Origin of the sequence: Simonsiella muelleri ATCC 29453, from assembly GCF_002951835.1 — a bacterium.
GTDB lineage: Bacteria > Pseudomonadota > Gammaproteobacteria > Burkholderiales > Neisseriaceae > Simonsiella > Simonsiella muelleri.
The window spans coordinates 1,992,923-2,013,059 of the sequence record NZ_CP019448.1; the positions used below are offsets into that span (position 1 = coordinate 1,992,923).

At 42.8% G+C, this 20,137-nt stretch carries 25 protein-coding genes; 5 read left to right on the top strand and 20 right to left on the bottom strand.

Features of this window, described 5'->3' with window-relative positions:
• Positions 1-176: 176 nt before the first annotated feature.
• From BWP33_RS09970 to BWP33_RS10030, 13 genes are all read right to left on the bottom strand, one after another.
• Entirely contained in the window at positions 177-1,418 is a 1,242-nt protein-coding gene (locus BWP33_RS09970) for an NAD(P)/FAD-dependent oxidoreductase (protein ID WP_002641445.1), read from the bottom strand.
• A 17-nt stretch (positions 1,419-1,435) separates the two neighbouring features.
• Positions 1,436-3,685 carry an MMPL family transporter gene (locus BWP33_RS09975; protein WP_002641444.1) on the bottom strand — a complete coding sequence of 750 codons (2,250 nt, stop codon included), beginning with the start codon at positions 3,683-3,685 and terminating at the stop codon, positions 1,436-1,438.
• Positions 3,686-3,697: 12 nt separating this feature from the next.
• The gene (locus BWP33_RS09980; RefSeq protein WP_002641443.1) at positions 3,698-5,275 is read right to left on the bottom strand and encodes an ApeI family dehydratase; all 1,578 of its coding nucleotides are present in this window, start codon (positions 5,273-5,275) and stop codon (positions 3,698-3,700) included.
• Positions 5,275-5,865, bottom strand: a complete 591-nt coding sequence (locus BWP33_RS09985; protein WP_002641442.1) for a LolA family protein — start codon at positions 5,863-5,865, stop codon at positions 5,275-5,277. The genes BWP33_RS09980 and BWP33_RS09985 overlap by 1 nt, the downstream gene beginning before the upstream one ends.
• A gap of 34 nt (positions 5,866-5,899) precedes the next feature.
• Positions 5,900-6,337 carry an acyl-CoA thioesterase gene (locus tag BWP33_RS09990; protein WP_002641441.1) on the bottom strand — a complete coding sequence of 146 codons (438 nt, stop codon included), beginning with the start codon at positions 6,335-6,337 and terminating at the stop codon, positions 5,900-5,902.
• Positions 6,338-6,341: 4 nt separating this feature from the next.
• Positions 6,342-7,262 carry a lysophospholipid acyltransferase family protein gene (locus BWP33_RS09995; RefSeq protein ID WP_002641440.1) on the bottom strand — a complete coding sequence of 307 codons (921 nt, stop codon included), beginning with the start codon at positions 7,260-7,262 and terminating at the stop codon, positions 6,342-6,344.
• Positions 7,253-7,957 carry a glycosyltransferase family 2 protein gene (locus tag BWP33_RS10000; RefSeq protein WP_002641439.1) on the bottom strand — a complete coding sequence of 235 codons (705 nt, stop codon included), beginning with the start codon at positions 7,955-7,957 and terminating at the stop codon, positions 7,253-7,255. The genes BWP33_RS09995 and BWP33_RS10000 overlap by 10 nt, the downstream gene beginning before the upstream one ends.
• A 105-nt stretch (positions 7,958-8,062) precedes the next feature.
• Positions 8,063-8,602, bottom strand: coding sequence for a COG4648 family protein (locus BWP33_RS10005; RefSeq protein WP_002641438.1), 540 nt, complete (start codon positions 8,600-8,602; stop codon positions 8,063-8,065).
• A complete protein-coding gene (locus tag BWP33_RS10010; RefSeq protein ID WP_002641437.1) occupies positions 8,599-8,847 on the bottom strand; it encodes an acyl carrier protein in 249 nt (82 codons plus the stop codon). Before BWP33_RS10010 ends, BWP33_RS10005 begins: the two co-directional genes overlap by 4 nt.
• Positions 8,848-8,849: 2 nt before the next feature.
• Positions 8,850-9,110, bottom strand: a complete 261-nt coding sequence (locus BWP33_RS10015) for a phosphopantetheine-binding protein (protein WP_002641436.1) — start codon at positions 9,108-9,110, stop codon at positions 8,850-8,852.
• A gap of 5 nt (positions 9,111-9,115) precedes the next feature.
• Positions 9,116-9,859 (bottom strand): lysophospholipid acyltransferase family protein, encoded by a 744-nt coding sequence (locus BWP33_RS10020; protein ID WP_002641435.1) that lies wholly within the window; start codon positions 9,857-9,859, stop codon positions 9,116-9,118.
• Positions 9,847-10,527 (bottom strand): beta-ketoacyl synthase chain length factor, encoded by a 681-nt coding sequence (locus BWP33_RS10025; RefSeq protein WP_224451221.1) that lies wholly within the window; start codon positions 10,525-10,527, stop codon positions 9,847-9,849. The genes BWP33_RS10020 and BWP33_RS10025 overlap by 13 nt, the downstream gene beginning before the upstream one ends.
• Before the next feature lie 110 nt (positions 10,528-10,637).
• Positions 10,638-11,243, bottom strand: coding sequence for a 4'-phosphopantetheinyl transferase family protein (locus tag BWP33_RS10030; RefSeq protein ID WP_002641433.1), 606 nt, complete (start codon positions 11,241-11,243; stop codon positions 10,638-10,640).
• Between the two features lie 74 nt (positions 11,244-11,317).
• Between BWP33_RS10030 and BWP33_RS10035 the strand changes: the two genes are divergently transcribed.
• A complete protein-coding gene (locus BWP33_RS10035; protein ID WP_002641432.1) occupies positions 11,318-11,827 on the top strand; it encodes a hypothetical protein in 510 nt (169 codons plus the stop codon).
• Positions 11,828-12,091: 264 nt separating this feature from the next.
• On the opposite strand, the gene BWP33_RS10040 is transcribed toward BWP33_RS10035, so the two are convergent.
• The 7 genes from BWP33_RS10040 to BWP33_RS10070 all read right to left on the bottom strand — a co-directional run bounded on the left by BWP33_RS10040 (position 12,092) and on the right by BWP33_RS10070 (position 17,373).
• Entirely contained in the window at positions 12,092-13,372 is a 1,281-nt protein-coding gene (locus tag BWP33_RS10040) for a malic enzyme-like NAD(P)-binding protein (protein ID WP_002641431.1), read from the bottom strand.
• Positions 13,373-13,465: 93 nt separating this feature from the next.
• The gene (locus BWP33_RS10045) at positions 13,466-14,149 is read right to left on the bottom strand and encodes a 16S rRNA pseudouridine(516) synthase (protein ID WP_002641430.1); all 684 of its coding nucleotides are present in this window, start codon (positions 14,147-14,149) and stop codon (positions 13,466-13,468) included.
• A gap of 26 nt (positions 14,150-14,175) precedes the next feature.
• Positions 14,176-14,958 carry a peroxide stress protein YaaA gene (gene yaaA, locus BWP33_RS10050; protein WP_002641429.1) on the bottom strand — a complete coding sequence of 261 codons (783 nt, stop codon included), beginning with the start codon at positions 14,956-14,958 and terminating at the stop codon, positions 14,176-14,178.
• Positions 14,959-15,031: 73 nt separating this feature from the next.
• The gene (locus BWP33_RS10055) at positions 15,032-15,517 is read right to left on the bottom strand and encodes a PaaI family thioesterase (RefSeq protein WP_002641428.1); all 486 of its coding nucleotides are present in this window, start codon (positions 15,515-15,517) and stop codon (positions 15,032-15,034) included.
• A gap of 71 nt (positions 15,518-15,588) precedes the next feature.
• Positions 15,589-16,413: a CAF17-like 4Fe-4S cluster assembly/insertion protein YgfZ gene (ygfZ, locus tag BWP33_RS10060; RefSeq protein WP_002641427.1), complete on the bottom strand. Its 825-nt coding sequence runs from the start codon at positions 16,411-16,413 to the stop codon at positions 15,589-15,591.
• 61 nt (positions 16,414-16,474) lie between these two features.
• Entirely contained in the window at positions 16,475-16,900 is a 426-nt protein-coding gene (locus BWP33_RS10065) for a hypothetical protein (protein ID WP_002641426.1), read from the bottom strand.
• 11 nt (positions 16,901-16,911) lie between these two features.
• Positions 16,912-17,373 carry a GAF domain-containing protein gene (locus BWP33_RS10070; RefSeq protein WP_002641425.1) on the bottom strand — a complete coding sequence of 154 codons (462 nt, stop codon included), beginning with the start codon at positions 17,371-17,373 and terminating at the stop codon, positions 16,912-16,914.
• Positions 17,374-17,728: 355 nt separating this feature from the next.
• Between BWP33_RS10070 and BWP33_RS10075 the strand changes: the two genes are divergently transcribed.
• From BWP33_RS10075 to BWP33_RS10090, 4 genes are all read left to right on the top strand, one after another.
• Positions 17,729-18,175 (top strand): hypothetical protein, encoded by a 447-nt coding sequence (locus BWP33_RS10075; RefSeq protein WP_158666829.1) that lies wholly within the window; start codon positions 17,729-17,731, stop codon positions 18,173-18,175.
• Between the two features lie 44 nt (positions 18,176-18,219).
• Positions 18,220-18,918, top strand: a complete 699-nt coding sequence (locus BWP33_RS10080; protein ID WP_158666830.1) for an energy transducer TonB — start codon at positions 18,220-18,222, stop codon at positions 18,916-18,918.
• Positions 18,919-18,984: 66 nt separating this feature from the next.
• Positions 18,985-19,644: a MotA/TolQ/ExbB proton channel family protein gene (locus tag BWP33_RS10085; protein ID WP_002641423.1), complete on the top strand. Its 660-nt coding sequence runs from the start codon at positions 18,985-18,987 to the stop codon at positions 19,642-19,644.
• Between the two features lie 3 nt (positions 19,645-19,647).
• Complete coding sequence (locus BWP33_RS10090; RefSeq protein WP_002641422.1) at positions 19,648-20,088, top strand: ExbD/TolR family protein; 441 nt, start codon at positions 19,648-19,650, stop codon at positions 20,086-20,088.
• Positions 20,089-20,137 lie beyond the last annotated feature (49 nt).

Consider the following 20,137-nt stretch of genomic DNA (forward strand, 5'->3'; position numbering starts at 1 on the left):
TTCAGAACCTGTATTCATAGTCAACGTGAAATGGATTTTTGTCCCAGTTAGTGAGAATGTAAGGCGAATTTTATGCCAATAGCATTCCTATTGGCGTGAAATTCAACGCAACAGGCACGCCAAGTGGGGCAAAAAGACATCGCGCTTGGCTGTGAATATGGGTTCTCAATTCAACACTAACGATAAACTGCACTGCCTACCGTTTCCGCCAACGCCGCCAAACGGCGTGCCGATTTTGCCACATATGGATTTTCGGTATCCCACGCATAGCCTGCCAAAATTGCGCTAATCATGCGCGTGATTTCAGGGGTGCGATTTTCGGCGTAAATCACGTCTTGAAAGCTGCCATCATACCAACCATCTACATAAGTGCGAAATGCGTTCACGCCCACCATCAATGGGTCAACAAATTCGGTTTGCCAATTTACATTGTTGCCATTTAATTGTTTTGTCAATAAATTTGCCGCCAAATTTGCCGAATACATCGCAATTGTTACGCCAGATGAAAACACGGGGTCAAGAAATTCCGCCGCATTCCCCAATAATGCAAAATGCTTACCAAACAAAGTATTAACATTTGCCGAATAACCACGAATCACACGATATGGAACATCATTTTCCCATTGTGCATTTCTCAAAATATGCGCCAATCGTGGCACTTGCAACGCGAACGTTTTCAAAATTTGCTCTGAATTTTCAAAATCTTGGAAACGTTCAGGCAACCCAACCACGCCAATAGAACAACGATTATCCCCAAAAGGAATCAGCCACAACCACACATCACGATGATTTGGGTGAGTGGTAATTAAAATTTTGTTGCGATCAAAATCAGATTCATCAATAAAATCATCAATATGCGTAAAATGTGCTTCGCGTGGAGGCAAATGAGACGGTGTTTCCAAATCCAACAAACGTGGCAATACACGCCCATATCCACTCGCATCTAAAACAAATTTTGCTTGTAAAACATAAGGTTCACCATTTTCAGGCTGCACGGTTAATTGCGCACTGTCGTCATCATACGCCACGACTTCTTCGCCAAAACGTACCGTAACCCCTTGTTTAATCGCTTCATTAATTAAAATATGGTCAAATTTTTCACGGCGCACTTGAAAAGTCGTGCCATGTCCTGCGGTAAATTTGTCTGTAAAATCAATCTCCGTGTTGCGACTGCCCCAATTGAATGCCGCGCCGTTTTTGAATTGAAAAGACGGTTCGGCTTGTACGGCTGGCAAAAATCCTGCAGCTTCAATAAATTGCATACATTGTGGCAACAAACTTTCGCCAATCACAAAACGTGGGAAATGTTGTTTTTCCACAACACAAACACGAAAGCCCTGTTGATTCAACAATGCACTCGCCACCGCACCCGAAGGTCCCGCACCAATAATGGCAACATCAAAATTATTTAAATTCATGATTTTAAAACCTATTTCTATACAAAAAACATTTCAGGTAGCCTGAAATAAATCGCCAATGAAATCGCAGCCCAATTAAAGACCACGCCTAACGCCACACTCACGCCAAATGCCATCACCGCAGGTGTTGCGCTCAATGCCAATAAACCAAATGAAATTCCTGTGGTTATCGCTGCCAAACCCACGCCCATTAATCTCGCCGCCGCCGTTTCGGGTGCATGGAACGCGTAAACCGCATAATCCACACCAATCGCCAGCGTCAGCAACAAACCAAACATCACAAACAAGCCAATCGTCAAATTCAGCCAGCCCAATACACCGATTGTCGCCATCAACGCCAACATCGGCAACAACAAAATCACTGAACCACGCCGCCAACCAAAAATTGCCATCAGCACCCACCACGCCACCAACAACGACCCCATTTTTAGCCACGCAGCCAAATTACGTGTATGGGTAAACTGCTGATTTAATTCGGAACGTTTATCCAGTAAAAACGCATTTTCAGGCAAATAATCTGCCACATTCGTCCCCGTTTTCAGGCTGCCTATTCGCGCCAGACCCACAGATTGTCCCGCTATTTCGCCCACATACAAACCACGAAAAGCTTCGGCTTGTGGTGCATTTAAACTGTCCGACAATGTTACCGTTGGCGCATTCGCCGCCGCATTCAAGGCAGCCTGAATGGTTTCCGATGGTACGCCCAATGCCACCAATGGCGCAAAATTTTCAGGCTGCTTAGCCAAATTGGCAAATTGTTTTTTTAATGCAACTTGTTCATTTATTGGCAAAATCCATTGATTCAACGTCTGAATATTCGCCACATTGCGCAAACGGTTTTCCAATTCTCGGCTTTTTTGCAGCAAATCATCTGGCTTTTTTCCAATTAAAATAACAGTTTGTGTAGCATTCATTTGGCTAATTTGAGCAGCCAATTGCGTATCAGCCAATAAATCTGCGCGTAAATTCGCCCACTGACGAATATCATCTTGCCAATGCGTTTTAGTGATGCCAAAGCACAATAAAATCGCCAAAATTCCCATAAAATAATTAAACTTCGGCGAAATTTTGATATTAGGCAAACGCATTTTACGCGGCACATATTTTTTCATCAAAACAGGCAAAAAACACACCGTTGCGCCAAATGCCCCCAATAAAGCCGCCGCCGAAAATACCGCCGTTTGTCGCAACACAGGCAAAGGCGTGAAATACAATAAAATGTAGCCCACCACCGTAATTGTCAAACTAATCAAGAAACTAGGCAACACATAACGCATGGATTCTGTACCTTGCCAACCGTTTTCAGGCTGCCTGAAAAGCGATGGCGCAAGCCAATGCAATGGAAAATCCACCAAAACCCCCACCAAACTTGTGCCAACCACCAAAGTCAACGCGTGAATCTCACCAAACACCGCCACTGCCGCCGCCAATCCCATCAACACCCCCACGCCCAATGGCAACGCCAGCCACAGCACGCGCCACGACCGAAATACCGCCAGCAACAACGCAAACGTTAACGTCAAACCCACACCAGACATCACGCTACTTTCGCGTTCGGCAGATTGTTTGGCATCTGCGGCAAACAACGCCCCACCACTTGCAACAAATTCATAATGATTTGATTGTGCTATTTTTTTCTCTTGCTGCCACCAATTTAACAGCATGGGATTAGGTTGATGATTATTCAATTTGGCACGTAACCAAACCCATGTTTTGCCATTGAATTCGGCGTACAACATCGCGTGTTCACTGTGCCAATGCACTTGATTGGCTTGTTTTTGCAAGACAAAACGCGAAAATCCCAACCAATCATCAGTCAAAGACAACAAGCTGCCTGAAAAAGGATTTGCCGCCACTTCAGCGCGTTCAATAAAATATTGTTTTGGGTTTTCATAGAGTTGCTGAATCTGTTCGGCTGGCAAGGTCGCTGCCCCCAACGTGTGCAAAGATTGGCGCAATTGTCTTAAATCGGGATTGATTTTGCCGTCAACTTCTGCAAATAAACCATTGTTTTGCCATAAAATTAAACGTTGCTCGGCTGCCTGAAAAGCGCGTTCGCTGTCATCTGCGCCAATTAATATGATAATTTGTTGATTTAACTGATTTTCCTGATATTTTTCAACCGCTTGAATCACCTCTGATTGTGCAGATTGCGGCAGCAACGCGGTTAATTGCGTCTGAATCGGTGAATGGTTTACAAATTGCCCTACCAACCAAATCATCACCGCCACCAACAATAAAGCATAAATTTTTGCTAATTTAGTCATTATGTTACCTTTTCAGGCTGCCTGAAAAACCGCACGCCCTGACGCACACATTTTACCGTCTACCGACAACGAAAAATACGCTTTACATTTTTCTGCATCCCAGCGCAACGACACAATAACCGTATCATTTGGACGAATAAATTGTTGATATTTCAAATTTTCCATTTGCACAATAGGCAAATTTCCCCAATCAAATTGTCGCGCCAAATCCATCGCCCATTGTATTTGCACCACACCCGCCACCAACGGAAACTCATCAAAATGCCCCATAAAATAGCGCAAATTAATCGGAACGCTACCCGAAAATTGCCATTCATTTTCATTTTGTGAAATTAATTGCCAATTGGGTTGTGTAGGCTGCTTAGCGAAAATCTGTTCAAAATCCGCTACCGCTAATTTACCCTGTGAATTACGTGGCAATTCAGTCGCTTGAAATCGCCAATAACGCGGTAATGCTACTTTTTCTACCGATAAAACAAGTGATTGACGCAATTTCGCCACCAATGCCTTACGTCCAAATTCACGCAATTGCTGCACACCTTCCGCACTCAACATCGCCCATACCGCCACACGATTGTGCCATGTCCCAACCACCACATCAGCTAAATAATCATGCATCATTAATATATGTTCAATTTGATTAAGTGAGATACGTTTGTCGCCCAATTTGATGATTCGGTCATTTCTTCCATGTAAAATCAACTCATTATGATTTAACTCTACATTATCCGCCAAAATTTGTTCGCCATTTGACCACGCCGATTGTATATGCAAACCGCCATCTATTCGCGCCACCACTTCAGGCAGCAATTCACGCTTCCCCAAACCCCAACGCCGCGCTATTACACCCGTTTCGGTACTGCCATAAATATCTAAAATAGATAAATTTATTTTATTTTCAAATAATTGAATGGTATGTTCAGGCAGCATTCCACCCGCACTTATCACACCACACAAACGCACATTCGCCCAATCACGCTGTTCGCTAAAATGATTCAACACACTCGGACTGGTCAACCAAATGTCAACTGTCTGCGCCAACAAGTCTTCAGGATAGCGATGCGATGCATTCGACAACGTCCAGCCCATTTTCAGCGCGACAAACACACGAAACGTCAAACCGTATAAGTGTTGCGCTGAAATGCTCGCAGCCACTGCCCGATTCTGCCAATTTTCAGGCAACATTTTCGCCACCGCCGCCGCCTCAATACACATTTGTTCACAGGTTTTCGCCACAATTTTAGGCGTTCCCGTTGAACCCGAAGTTTGTAACCAAAGGCGCGCCTTTTCAGGCAGCCTGAAAATAATTTCATGAATATTTTCAGTAGATTGAATGGGATTATCATCAGATAAAAACACATCGGCTTGTTTCGCCCAAGCCAATGCATCAAGTTTTTGATTAGGCAAAAGAAAAACTTCCGCGCCCACTTGCCACGCCGCCAACAACGTCGCCGCCGTTTCCATCGCGCCATCAAAATAAAGCGCAACCGATTTCGCACCAGCTAACGCATTCACGTAATCATAAACACGCTGCACAAAATCGGTACGCGCCATTGGCGGATGATTCAATAACTCATTGAGCCACAACATTATTTTAATGCACTTTCTGCACTGGGATTAAGTGTTTGATTGATTTTTGGATTTTGGAATGTCATCACGGTGCGGTCGCCTTGTTTTTCACGCAATTGTACTTGTCGCACCACTTGGTCTCCTTGAATGCTAATATTTTCAAATACTTGTTTCATGATGGCGGTTTTGGGTTGCAAAGTGAGCGTCCAGTTTTTCAGGCTGCCTGAAACACTTAAATTAAATTGTTTGGCTAATTCCTGCGTATCGCCGCCCAACACCGCCATAAACAATTTAACTTGTGCTGCTTGCCCTGATTGACTGCTGTTACGCCACGTTTTTTTGTCCCACTGCGCGATGCCCTGCGGACGAACGCGCAATTGTAAATCCAACGGTTTTTGTACATGCCAATACAAACCTACTTGTTTTTTCAGAGCAAATTCGCCACTGGTTTGCATGGGTTTGGTGATGTTTTTCAAATAACGCTGTTGCACAAATTGCCCTTGCACGGTGCTGGGTTGTTGCAAATGCGCGGTCAATTCGGTGGGTGTGAGTGCGTAGGTTGGTGCGGTAATCATCAACGCCACCCACGCAAAATTTTTTTTAGATAACATGATTATTTCTTTGATTAAATTGATAAATATCTTTTCAGGCAGCCTGAAACCCAACAAATTGGCGGATGGCTGCTTGAAAAACTTCGGGTGTCTGAAATTGTAATTCGCCATTATCAGTGCGGACAGCAACTTGCATGGTACTGCCACGCGTGAGCTTGGTTTGAGTGGCTAACTCTTTGATGCTATATTCTATTTTTAAACTGCTTTCAAATTCCAATACATTCAATTCCACACGAATTTTTTGCCCAAACGTGGCAGGTTTGATGTATTTCAAATCCAATTTGACCACAGGATACGCGTAACCTGATTCACGCATCACATTGTAATCATGTGAAATTTCAGCCAAAAATGCACACCGCGCCTGTTCCAAATATTTCACATAATGACCATGCCAAACAATAAACAAGCTGTCCACATCAAAAAACGGCACGTCCAAATCATAATGATAAGTGCAAAAAATATGTTTTTTCATAAAATTATCGCCAAAAATTGTAAAAATTAAACCATTGCAACGGCACTTGTGCGGCACGTTGTGCCAATTCATCGGCATAGCGTTGGGCATATTGAGCGATTTTTGCGTTGCGTTCGTGGCGTTTGGCATTTGGCGCATCGGCAAAACGCCGTAAAATCAAATGATATTTTCCAGATTTTTTCAATACAAACAATGTATTGGTTTTTGCTCTAAGCAAATACGCCAATAACCATACGCCTTGTGGCAATTGCGTGGTTTTACCCAAAAATTGTACCGCTACCGTTTTTTCACCCCGAATAGGAATACGATCGGCAGCAATCGCCAACCATTCGCCAGCGTCCAAGCGATTGGCAAGTTCTAGCATTTTTGCAGCATCTAAATCATTAACTTGAATGAGATTAATATCGTTTGCACCTGCATTTTTTAGGGCTTGATTAAAGGCTTGTGCGTGTTGGCTATGCACCAACACATTCATTTTAAAACCAATATGGTGCGACACCAGCGCACGACAAATTTCCACATTGCCCAAATGCGAACAAATAAAAATTTGCCCGCGTGCATTGTGTTGGCGAATGTCTGCGTACACATTGTCGCAATCGTCCAACACCAAATCGGCGTAAGTCAGCTTGCCTTGCCACACCGCAAAACGGTCAGCAATCGCCTCACCAAATGCCGCAAACTGCTGATAAACCGCCATTTTTTCAGGCAGCCTGCAATCTGGGAACGTCTGTTTGAGACGCGTTTGATATTCACGAATATGGCGGCGCGATACGGCTGAAGTCGCATAAAAATAAGCACATACCACCGCCGTACACACACGCACCAACCACACAGGACAATAACGCACCATCAACGCAGTTAAACGCAAAAAAATGGCGTGTCCGCGTTCGTGTTGATTTGCCCAATGTTCTGCATTTAACGACATAATCTCGCCAACATTTGAAAAAATAATCTTGCGTGCATTTTACTAATTAAAACATTGTCTTGCCATGCACGAAAATGTGAAATACTGTGATTTTCGTAAACCACGGGCGTATCTATCCAAATCAATTTTGCGCCATGCCAATACAACTGCACCAAAATTTCATTATCAAAATCCATGCGCTGACCAACATATTGATATTGAATAATTTGGTTTGTCATTTCAATTGGATAAACGCGAAAACCACACATTCCGTCCCAAATCGCCGACCATGAATGCGTGTGAATGGCGTTCCAAAAATTTGTAATTTGGCGACCGTATAAACGCGATTTTGGGGCATCTTCACCGTAAATCGGACGACCACAAATCACGGCATCAGGTGCGGCTTGCGCGGCTGCCAACAATTTTGGGATATCAGAAAACGCGTGTTGTGCGTCCGCATCAATTTGTAATGCGTGCGTAAATCCTTGCGCGGCTGCCTGAAACAAACCGTGTTTCATCGCTGCACCTTTGCCCCCATTTTCAGGCAGCCTGAAAAGTTGAACATCAGTACAAATATTTTGTAAATCATCAGCATACATGTCACCAGAACCATCATCAATTACCATAATGGGCAAATGAAATTCACGCAACGCCTGAATCACTGTCGGCAACGTCTCTAAATGACGATAATGGGGGATAATCGCAACTAAATTCATGAAATTATTTGTTTTAAAATAAAATTAATTTTTACTCAATACGTGGCACAATTTATTCTGTTTTTGTTGTTCAATTCATTGATTAACTTGATGATAAATAAAATTTTAAACTTTTAATATCAACTTACGATAAGCAAATTCACCAATCCCCAACAAACCCATCAAAACATATGCCACAATACCCGTGTAAATCGCCCATATGTTGTGCCAACCCAACAACGCCAACACCGCCGCCGTCGTACCATTCACAATAAAAAACACGCACCAAATTTGCGTAACTTTTCGCGTGTAAACAATACCTTGCGGTGGTAAATCAGGCGTTTGCAAACGCGCCAAACGTTCAACCAGTGTCTGTTTCGCCCACAAACTGCTGCCAAAAATCAATAACATCAAACCATTAACCACCACAGGGTACCAATACATACTTTCAGGCAGCCTGAAAATCCACACCGCCACAAAAAACATCGCCACCACCATCGCCATCATTTTTTGCGCTCTATCGCGTTGCAACGTAGCGCGAATGCCCCACAAAACCGCCATCGCCACCGCCAGATAATTGAACCAACCCCATTCTCGCCCAAAATACCAAATCAACGGATACGCCACGCTCATCACACCCAACAAAACGCTCAAGACAATTCTCACACTTGCTCCGCTTTATTCAACACCGCCGCCACCACATCATCAATGGTTCGCACAGCGCGAAAATCTTCCGCTTGAAGTTTATGCCCCGTTTGGCGTTTGATATGATCAATTAAATCAATGGCATCAATACTGTCAATTTCCAAATCTTCGTATAAATGGGTGCTGCCTGAAACTTGGCTCACGTCAATTTCAAATAAATTTTCCAACGCATCTAATAAGATTTGGCGAATTTCTTGTTCAGTCATGATTATCCTTTCATTTTTTGTACGAATTCGGCGAGCGTGGCAACACTTTGAAAACTGTCGCGCAAAGCGGTATTCTCTTTATCCAATTGAAAACCGAAATGCTTTTGAATTGCCAAACCCAACTCCAATGCGTCCACGCTATCCAAACCCAAACCGTCATCACTAAATAAAGGCGCGTGATCATCAATATCAGCAGCGGTGATGTCTTCCAAATCCAAACTGCTGATAATTAATTCTTTGATTTCTTGATTTAAATTGCTCATTTTATTTACCTCATTTGCTGATTAAAATAATGTTGTAATTCATCGTTTAAGCGTCTAGCGGCAATCGGCAACGGCTTTTCAGCCAGCCACGTTTGCGGGTCAATATCATCACCAACAACAAAATGATAAACGGGTTTTTCACGTGGAATTTGATACCATTTTTGCCCTTTTTTGTAATTTTCAGGCGACATTTTGACCACAATCGGCGTAATGATTTTCGCACTACGTAAGCCCAATGACACCGCGCCACGATGAAATTTAACGTTTTCATGCCAACCTGTTCGCGTGCCTTCGGGGAAAATCAGCAGCGATTGTGTTTGTAAAATCTCGTCAATTTGCTCTACAAAATCAAAATCTTCCCGATTCAACACATAACCACAAGCCCGAATTTGACTGCTCATTGCAGGGTTGTGCAGCAAATCTGCCTTAACCACACAATTGGCATCAGGTACACGACTCAAAATAAACACCACGTCCAAAAGCGATGGGTGATTTGCCAACATCAATTGCCCCGTGCGCCCCAGTTTTTCAAAACCATGAAAATGCGCCTCCACCACACCCATCAACGTGATGTATTTTACAAACCAACACCATGATTTTGTTACCAATCTTCGCGCTTTCATTTGCGTTTTCAGGCTGCCTGACAAATACGGCAACAATATGATTTTAAATAAAACCCCAAATAACCCAAAAATCACAAATCCCAACGCTGTCGCAAACAACCGCCAAATCTGATTCAACGAATACATTGCCACCGCCACGCACTGTTTTGATAAAATTGTGTAAATGAATTCCGATTCAAAATCATATTTTTAACCCAATTCAATGCGCCAAAATAATCACCATTATCTTGTAAATAAGATTGTCGCGACAATTGCCAATCTCCGCCACGCGCCAACAACGCCGCCACCGCATACGCAAATGGCGCACGATTTGCCATGATTTCAGGCTGCCTTAATGGTTCATCTGCCGCTACCACCAAAACCTGTTCAGCATTTTCGTGCAATAACGCCACCGCTTCCATTATCGCCAACTCCCAACCATCTTGTTGCGCTGCTAACGCTGTGTTTTCATGCGTATCGCCACGCAACATAGACCACTGTCCCACCAACGCATTATGCACCGACAAACCAAACGAAGTCGGCGACACATCACCATCGCGCAACAAAGTTTGCCATAACTCAAAACTGCGGTTGATTTCACCATCATGCGATACAAAAACAGTCGGACAACGCATTTCCCCCACCGTCTCGTAGGCAGCCTGAAACATCAATCGCGCCGACAAACTCAAGCGGCGACGTTGCAGGGCAGGCAAGAACGATAATTCAGGTTTGATTTCAGGCAGCGTATTGGGATTGATCGAACCGTGCGCCCAATCGTACCAGTGTTGTGGGCTAACAAGATGGGTAGATGCCATCGACCAATTCATTAAACGAAAATGCATGATTAATGGAATGAAAATAATCAAAAAATGAAATTATATCACAGCTATTTGTCAACATTTAGATGAAAAAGACCTGCTACTTTTCAGGCAGCCTGAAAACAAAAAATCACACCCCTAGTCTGCCAATCATTTAATGCGTGCAAGGCAATTTCATTGGGTTGCTGATGCACCACCGCCACCACAAAATCATTTGCCAATAACCACACCTTACCAAACCAAACATCATCATTTGCCATCAATCGCCACGCATCACCACGGCGTTGTAATCCCACATCACGCAAATCTGCCCAATCCAAATCATTGGCTTTAATCAAACTTTCTTTCAATGCCCACAACGCAAAATACGCAACAGGCGCAAAATGTTGCTCACGCAACCATGCACATTCCGAAGCCGACAAAATCAAATCGTGCCACGCCGAAAAACAACGCGATTTCATGTGTTGCAAATCCACACCCATTTTCAGGCTGCCTGAAGATTCATCCGATACCAACCACACCACATGATTTGCGCTGTGACTCAATACCCCCCATTCACACGGTGCAACCGCTTTTACCGCACGACTGACTTGCCATTGAATTTGATTTGCCAAATGCGGATTTTGCTGCAAGCGCATTTGGTCGGCTGGCGACAACAGGCAGCCTGAATATTGACACGCAAAATCTGGCGTAGCAAAATAAAGTGTTAGCATTTGGGCATTTTCTTGTTTACAATATCCAAATTAATTTTAACAAAAAACTTTATGACAATAGGAGTAATCAAAATATGAAAAATCAATTTATTATTTCCATTTTAGCGGCGTGTGTATTGGCAGCATGTCAAAGTTCAGGCAACAGCGCAACCACCAGTAACAGCACATCAAGCCAACCCGCTAGTCAAGGCATTTGCCAGCAAGTACGTGGCGACAGTAGTTCAGGTGGTCGCAATGTATTGTACCGTTGTAGTGGTAGCGCGGTTTTGAATTCGGCAGAAGCTCAATCCATTTTAGGTAGTGGTGCGCGTGTGAGTTTTGCAAACGAAGGCAGCGTCATCAAAGCCAATTTGACCACACGTCAAGCAGCTAATCGCGTTGGTCATTCCGATGAACAAACGTGCGTACGCGCTTTTCTTAACGCCGCGAAAAAATTCCAAGAAACCGCAGCAAAAAATGGGGGACATCGCGTAACTCATTTACATAGTTATTTGAATAAAAACGCATTAAGTGGTGGTCAATACGAATGTGAAGTGGGGACATTCCACGGTCGTGTATTGATGCGTGCCAACATTGCACGCTGATGGTATCTAGAAGACGGTTACTAAATGATTCATTCAGCTGCTTTTTGTCAAAAATCGGCATCGCAGTTGAATGGTTATTTCTCCTAAATTCAACACGCGGCGCGTGGTATTTGAAACTATTAATTAATAATTAATTAGGAGCTACTGACAATTTCGTGCCTTTATAAGTCAACATAAAATTAATTTAAAATAAAAACAGCTAATTAACAAAATAACCGTAACTAGCTGTTTAAAAAAAATATACTATCTGATATTTGGTTTCAATTACCGATTTAAATTCAATAATTTTTCAGCATATAACGTCAAATCTTCAATTGGACGAGTCGCCACGCCACTGTCTGCAGCCGCTTTCGCTACCGCGGGCGCAACACGCGCAATCAAGCGCGTATCAAATGGCGTGGGAATCAAGTATTCTGCGCCAAACTTCAAATCCACATCACCATATGCAGCACGAACTTCATCAGTAATGGGTTCAGTTGCCAAATCAGCAATAGCATGTACGGCTGCCATTTTCATTTCTTCATTAATTTGTGCTGCGCCACAATCCAGCGCGCCACGGAAAATAAATGGAAAACACAATACATTATTGATTTGATTTGGATAATCAGAGCGACCTGTGCCAATAATCACATCTTCACGAATGGCTTTGGCTTCAGGAGGTGTGATTTCTGGATTGGGATTTGCCATTGCAAAAACCAATGGTTTGTTTGCCATTGTTTTCAGCATTTCGCCTGACAACACATTCGCACTCGACAAACCCAAGAAAATGTCTTTACCTACCACCGCATCAGCCAACACACGTTGCCCATTATCAGCAATCGCATAACGAATCTTGCTGCTGTCCATGCGGTCGCGGTCAGAACGCGTTTGATAAATGACGCCTTTTGAATCACACATGGTTACATTTTCACGTTTCAAACCCAATTCAACCAATAAATTCACACACGCGATCGCTGCCGCACCCGCGCCCGAACACACCAAAGTCGCCTCTTCAATTTTTTTACCCACCAAACGCAAACCATTCAATGCAGCCGCAGCGGTAATGATTGCCGTACCATGCTGGTCATCATGAAACACGGGAATCTTGCAGCGTTCGCGTAATTTTTGTTCAATGTAAAAACATTCTGGTGCTTTGATGTCTTCCAAATTGATGCCACCAAAAGTTGGTTCTAATGCAGTGATGATGTCTACTAATTTTTCAGGATCTTTCTCATTGATTTCAATGTCAAAAACATCAATTCCAGCAAATTTATTAAACAACACGCCCTTGCCTTCCATCACGGGTTTACTGGCAAGTGCGCCAATATCCCCCAAACCCAACACTGCTGTGCCATTAGAAATCACGGCAACCAAATTGCCTTTGGCTGTATAACGGTAAGCATCTTGTGGATTTTTTTCAATTTCCAAACAAGGCTCTGCCACACCTGGAGAATACGCCAACGCCAAATCACGTTGCGTTGCAAATGACTTGGTTGGCACAACTTTAATTTTTCCTGCAACAGGAAATTCATGAAATTTAAGTGCTTCTTGTTTCAAATTGCTCATTTTTAATACTATCTAGTTTGGGTTGAAAAACCAAATTTTACTCATGTTTCAGGCAGCCTGAAAGAAAATTATTCAGGCTGCCTGAAAGATTTTTTACGGCTGAATAAATCGCCATTCACCAGCCGCTAAATCTTCAGTCCCCCAATCGCCAAATTGCAGACGATGTAAGGCTTCCACGCGATTTCCTGCGGCGGCAACCATGCGTTTAACTTGATGATACTTGCCTTCGCTAATGGTCAAAATCAATTCGGTGGGTGATGTCAATTCTGCGTTTTCGGCAGAAACGGTTTCATTATCATCGTGCAGCAACACACCATTTTTCAATGTTTCACAAATAGACTCATTGGCAGAATGTTTAAGCGTTACACGGTAGATTTTTGCCACTTTATGCTTCGGAGAAGTCATTTTGTGATTAAATTGTCCATCATTGGTTATCAATAAAACGCCTGTCGTGTCTGCGTCCAACCGCCCAATTGCCTGAATATCGGTAGCACGCAAATGGTCGGGAAACAACATAAATACACTTGGATAATCGCGTGGTTTGTGCGAAGTTTCATAATTTTCGGGTTTATTCAATAAGATATAATAGTATGGCAACGGAATCACCACTGCATCTTCGCCATCAATATTCATGGTTTGGACATTTTCGGGCGTGATTTCGGCTTTTTCATTGTTGATGATTTCGCCATTGATTTGCACCAAACCACATCTGATAAGTGTTTGGCACATTTTGCGACTACCAATGCCTTGTGCTTGTAAATATTTCAATAAATTCATAAAATTAATCTTTCAGGCAGCCTGAATTATTCGCCCACATGGTTGCGTAAGAAAACCCATTCATTTTCAGACGACATCGCCGCATGAAAGGAATAACCTTCTAAATCAAAATCTTTCAATAATTCAACATCTTCAATGGCATTTTCTGCCGCGTAGCGCACCATCAAACCGCGTGCTCGTTTCGCATAAAAACTCACAACTTTAAAATTTTGTCCATTTTTACCATCTTTAAAAATGGGCGTGATGATTCGCGCATTCAACTTGGCTGGCTGAATCACTTTGAAATATTCCTGCGATGCCAAATTCACAACAATATGGTCTTCCGAACATTTTAGCGTAAAATTCAAACGTTTAGTGATGCGATCACCCCAAAATTCATACAAATTTTTACCACGCAAATTGGGTAACGCCGTCCCCATTTCCAAACGATACGGCTGCATCAAATCCAACGGACGCAACACACCGTATAAACCCGATAAAATACGAACATGATTATGTATATAACTGATTTCATTTTCATTTCTGTGATAAGCATCAATGCCTTCATACACATCACCATTAAACATATAAATGGCTTGTTTGGCATTTTCGGGCGTGAACGGTGGTTGCCAATTGGCGTTTCGCTCGGCGTTCAGTAGCGCAAGTTTGTCAGAAATATGCATTAATTCAGCTAATTGCTGCGGTGCAAGCGGACGCAAATCGTTCATCAACAATTCAGCTTCTTCCAATAAGGGCGGTTCAGAATACATTTTCGGCGTGAAATCACGCGTTTCGTTCAAATTTTTGGCAGGGGAAAGCAGGAAATACATGATGTTATTCTCCAAAAGCTTCGCGTTGAGCAAATCAATCATTAATAAAATCTTTTTCAGGCTGCCTGAAAATTTATTGCGGACGAAATTCTTTTTTCAAGCGCACATATAAAGTCCGTGTGGCAATCGCGATGGTTTCATTGTTTTCGTCAAACACGCGCACGGTAAATTGCGGAAAATGCTTTTCACCGCTGGCGGTCGCGGATAAAATTTCGTCGATTTCTTTGCGACTAATCTGGCAATCCAAATACACTTCGCCACGCGCCGCTTTAATAAAATCAATATGTGCTTCTTTATCCCACACGTAATGCGTCTGATTCAGCAAGCAATTACACATCATCGCGTAAATGGGGTCGGTCAGCGCAAACAAACTACCGCCAAATTGTGCGCCATGTGGATTTTTAGTAAATGGCCAATTTTTCAGCGTGGCACGACAATGCGTATAATCATCTGATAAATAAGTAATTTTAATACCAGCAAAAAACAATGGCGACCACAAATTTAATCGGTGGCGCAAACGATTGGCGGTTTTGGGCATTTTTTTTGGCAAAGGCAGCATTGAAATTCCTAATGAATGATGTGTTGATTCTTTTCAGACAGCCTGAAAGATTATTCTTCTGATTAATTTAATTAAAAAAAACAATGCTCCAAAGCAAATACGCTGCCTGAAACATCACGCAACTCACTTGAGACCACGCCATATTTCACCACCAACAAATTTAAATCGCCAACTGAATTGAGCACCAAACCTGCTTCTTCGCCGTTTGCGTCTTGCACTGGTGCGCCTGCAATTTGCGGATTTGGGTTGCGCGCAATAGCCAAGCCACGTTTTACTTGCCCACGATACTGAGCGCGTGCAATGATTTCCTGCCCTGGATAGCAACCTTTACGAAAATGCACACCGCCGATATTGTGTTGATTCAGCATTTGCGCCACACAAGTTTCAGTGGTTGCAGCACAAATCCACGGATAACCACTTAAAATTTCATGCGTATTCCATCTTGATTCAGCGGCGACATAGTGTAGCGGCAATTCGTTTTTTGGAGCAATTTTCAGGCAGCCTGAATGTGGTAATTGAATTTCGCCTAATTCATTAATGCCCAATTGCAAATGCGGTTCGCTGGGGAAAATGGGTTGCGCATCATCTTTCAGGCTGCCTGAAACGCCCCAATCAGACAAAATATCCAATTGCACTTTAGCGCGTAACACAAACATTTTCAATCGCTTAACAATTTTTTCTACCAAATCCGCTGCCAAAATCAAGTGAATCACGCTGCCTGAATTGACCACAATCATATTGGCAATCACACGACCCTTAGGCGTATTATAAGTGGCATAACAAGCCTGATTTTCTGATAAATGGTTAATATCATTAGAAAATTGATTATGTAAAAAATCGTGGCGATCATCGCCAGACACTTCAATCACACCAAAAAAAGGCAATAAAGTTTGCATGATTTTATCCTTTCAAATTCGATGAAGCTGCATTTTAGCACTTTCAGGCAGCCTGAAACACTCACGCTGGCTCCAAACCTTGATAAATCAATTCATTGTTAGATTCTAATGAAAATTCAGCCACTTGCTCACTCCATTCAGGTGCAGAAATGGCAAACTCACAAAATACCTCGCGCTCATTTTCCACAAAAAACGCTGTGTATACTGCATACGCATTGTTTGTATCAAAATTTTCTTTTTCTACAATAAGTTGTTCAATTTTTGCGCGTTGATTGTGTAACCAATCCAATTTTTGTGAGATGGTCTGCAAAATCGCCACCAATGCAGGTGACTCATTAGATTGATTAGCAAATTCAATGATAAATGTACAATCGTCTTGCGCCCAAATTGCGCATTCACCTTCTGCCACTTCTTCGGTTTCGGTTTCCAAATAAGTAACTTGTGGAATATATTGTTTAATTAAATCATGTAATTCTTTCATTTTCATAATAATCATTCCTAAAATTCTACTAATTCAGTCAATAATGAACAAATTTGCTGCAAAAATTGTGCGTCTACTTTATCAAAATGGTTTAACTGCGCATCATCTGCATCCAGTACACCAATGATGTCGCCAGCGCGATTGTACAGCGGCACAACAATCTCCGATTGCGACAAACTGGAACACGCAATGTGGTCAGTATGAGCATGGACATCTGGCACGATAATTGTTTGATTTTTCGCCCAACTTTGTCCGCACACGCCACGACCTTTAGCAATACGCGTACACGCCACAGGCCCTTGAAATGCCGATAACTGCAATTCCATGCCAGCTGAATCCACCAAATAAAAACCCACCCACAACCAGCCAAATGTCTCTTTCAACACCGCCGCCGTATTCGCTAACGCCGCCACAGGCAAATCAGGGTCAGCCGTCAGCAAAGCACGAATTTGAGGCAAAATGTCGTTATATTGATTCATCTTATTCATATCAAAATATTTCGCTTATCCAAAAACAAAGCGCGATTGTACCGCATAATTTTCTAGCTGAAACCTTTGCAAAATAATGAAGCACGAATGCCTTATTTGCGTTTTCAGGCTGCCTGAAAAACTGATGGCATTTATAAGTCGTTTAAAATGAACAAAAACATGGCTTATCGCCGCCATACCCACTCTAGTGAGCATGCTCTACATGAGTTAGCAACATCATGATTTCGTTGCCCATCATTTTTCAGGCTGCCTGAAAAAATATTAATTTTCGTAAAAACCAAACAATTAGATGGTGTTTATTATTTTGTATTTGCCAATAAAAATAGTTTGCATTAATATTAACAGCATGAAAAACGATACTTCACTCAAAACCATGGTTTTGGCGATTGTACTGGCGATGCACGGTGGACTCATCGCTTGGGCGTGGAAGATGCAGCCCCAAACCGAAACCGTTAATACAGAAAATTTGACATTTGTCGATTTGAACGCCTTGGAGGTTGGTTCAGATGGTGGCGATGGTGCAGCAGCAGGCGCACAAGGTTTGGCTGCTGCGCCTCCACCTAAAAAAGAAACAGAACCAACTCCAGTTGCGCCCCCCCACCCCCAACCGTTCCGAATCGCCCTACCCCCCCAGAACAGCGTGTTCCCCCTAAAAAAATATCACGTCCCAAACCACAAGCTGTGGAAGAGTCCAAAATTAATACTGTGGAACGTGATGACAAACCTGCTGATATTATTCAACAGCCGAAAACTAAAGCTTTTGAAAAACCTATTGAAAAACCAAAATCAATAGAAAAAATCAAGCCACTGGAAAAGCCAATTGAAAAAATCAAACCAGTGGAAAAACCAATTGAAAAAATCAAACCAGCGGAAAAACCAATTGAAAAGCCAGTAGAAAAACCTAAACCGCAAATTGATGAAGCCAAATTAGCTGCCGAACGCGCCGAACGCATTGCAGCAGAAAAAGCAGCAGCAGAAAAAGCAGCAGCAGAAAAAGCTGCTCAAAATGCCGCTCGTGCTGCTGCCGAAAAAGCAGCGCGTGAAGCAGCAGGCAATGGCAATGGTAACGATTCCAGTAGCAACAACCGTTCAGGCAGCATAAATGGTGGAAAAAATGGGATTACAGGTGGCGAAGGTAGAACTGGCAATGCCAGCAACCCCAAAGGTAAAGGCGTGGGCGATGGCGATGGCGACCACAGCAAAGGCAAAAACAAAGGCAATGGCAACGGCGGTGATGGTAATAAATCCAGTTCTAGAGGCGGTATTGCCGATGGTGGCGTGATTTCGCGTCCTGCACCCGAATATCCTGCCGCCTCCATTGAAAATGAAGAAGAAGGTACAGTCAGCATTGAAATTATTGTGGAAGCCAATGGCAGCGTATCGAGCGCAAGAATCGCCAAATCCAGTGGACACAATCGTTTGGATAACGCCGCGTTACGCGCCTTTAAAGCAGGACGCTACAAACCCAAATCCGATGATGGCACGCCCATTCGCACACGTTTTATCGTGAAAACCAATTTTAGTTTAAATGAATAACAATATTTTTCAGGCTGCCTGAAAACATCATTCTCATTTTTTATTTTATTTGATTGAAAGCACAACATGAATCTTGGATTAGTATTTCAAAGTGGCGACCCTGTCTTAATCGGGGTATTTATTAGCATGGTATTGATGAGCATTGCAACATGGTTTCTAATCGTGTACCGCTGCATTCAATTAGCCAAAATCAAACGCGCCAATCACGACGCATACGATTTATTTTGGAAAGCCGATAATTTTACCAACGCCGAAATGCAGATGAAAACCATCGATTCCCCCGTCTCAAAAATGGCACTGGATGCCATCGCATCGCATCGCAACTACGCTAATATGCAACAAAAAATGTTATCTGCCAATTTGCCCAAAAGCGACTTTTTGGAACGCGAAATCCGACACAGCATGACCAAAATCATGCACCGCTACGATGCGGGTTTGAGTGTATTGGCGTCAGTGGGTTCTACTGCACCGTTTATTGGCTTGTTGGGAACGGTGTGGGGCATCTATCATGCACTGGAAGGCATCAGCAAAGCAGGGCAAATGAGCATCGCAGCGGTGGCTGGTCCCATTGGTGAAGCATTGGTTTCTACAGCGGTGGGTTTATTTGTGGCGATTCCTGCTGTGTTGGCATATAACTATTTATCGCGAAAAAATAAATTATTATCGCGTAAACTCAATGACTTCGCGCATGATTTGCACGTTTATTTGATTAATATAAAGGATTAAATTATGGCATTTGGTTCCATGGGTGATGGCGACGATGATGCGCCAATGTCTGATATTAACGTAACCCCGTTGGTTGATGTGATGCTGGTGTTGTTGATTGTGTTTATGATTACGATGCCTGTGCTAACGCATTCACTAACCATTAATTTGCCTGTGTCCTCCAGCAAAACACAAGAAGAAAAATCAGATAACAGCAAAGTAAAAGTTGTTGCCGTAGCAATTGATAAATCAGGACAATACGCGTTTGGTGCCGAATCAAATAAAGTGATTTCACTTGATGAAATCAAAACCAAATTCGCCGAAATTGCTACCGATAATCCTGAACAAATCGTTGCCGTGAGTGCCGACAAAGACGCACCATACGAATATATCGTGAAAGTCTTAGAAGCCGCTAAAGAAGCCAAATTACAAAAATTCGCCTTTAACACGGAAATGAAGAAATAAACAAAAAGGCAGCCTGAAAACGAATTTCCTGTTTTCAGGCTGCCTTTTT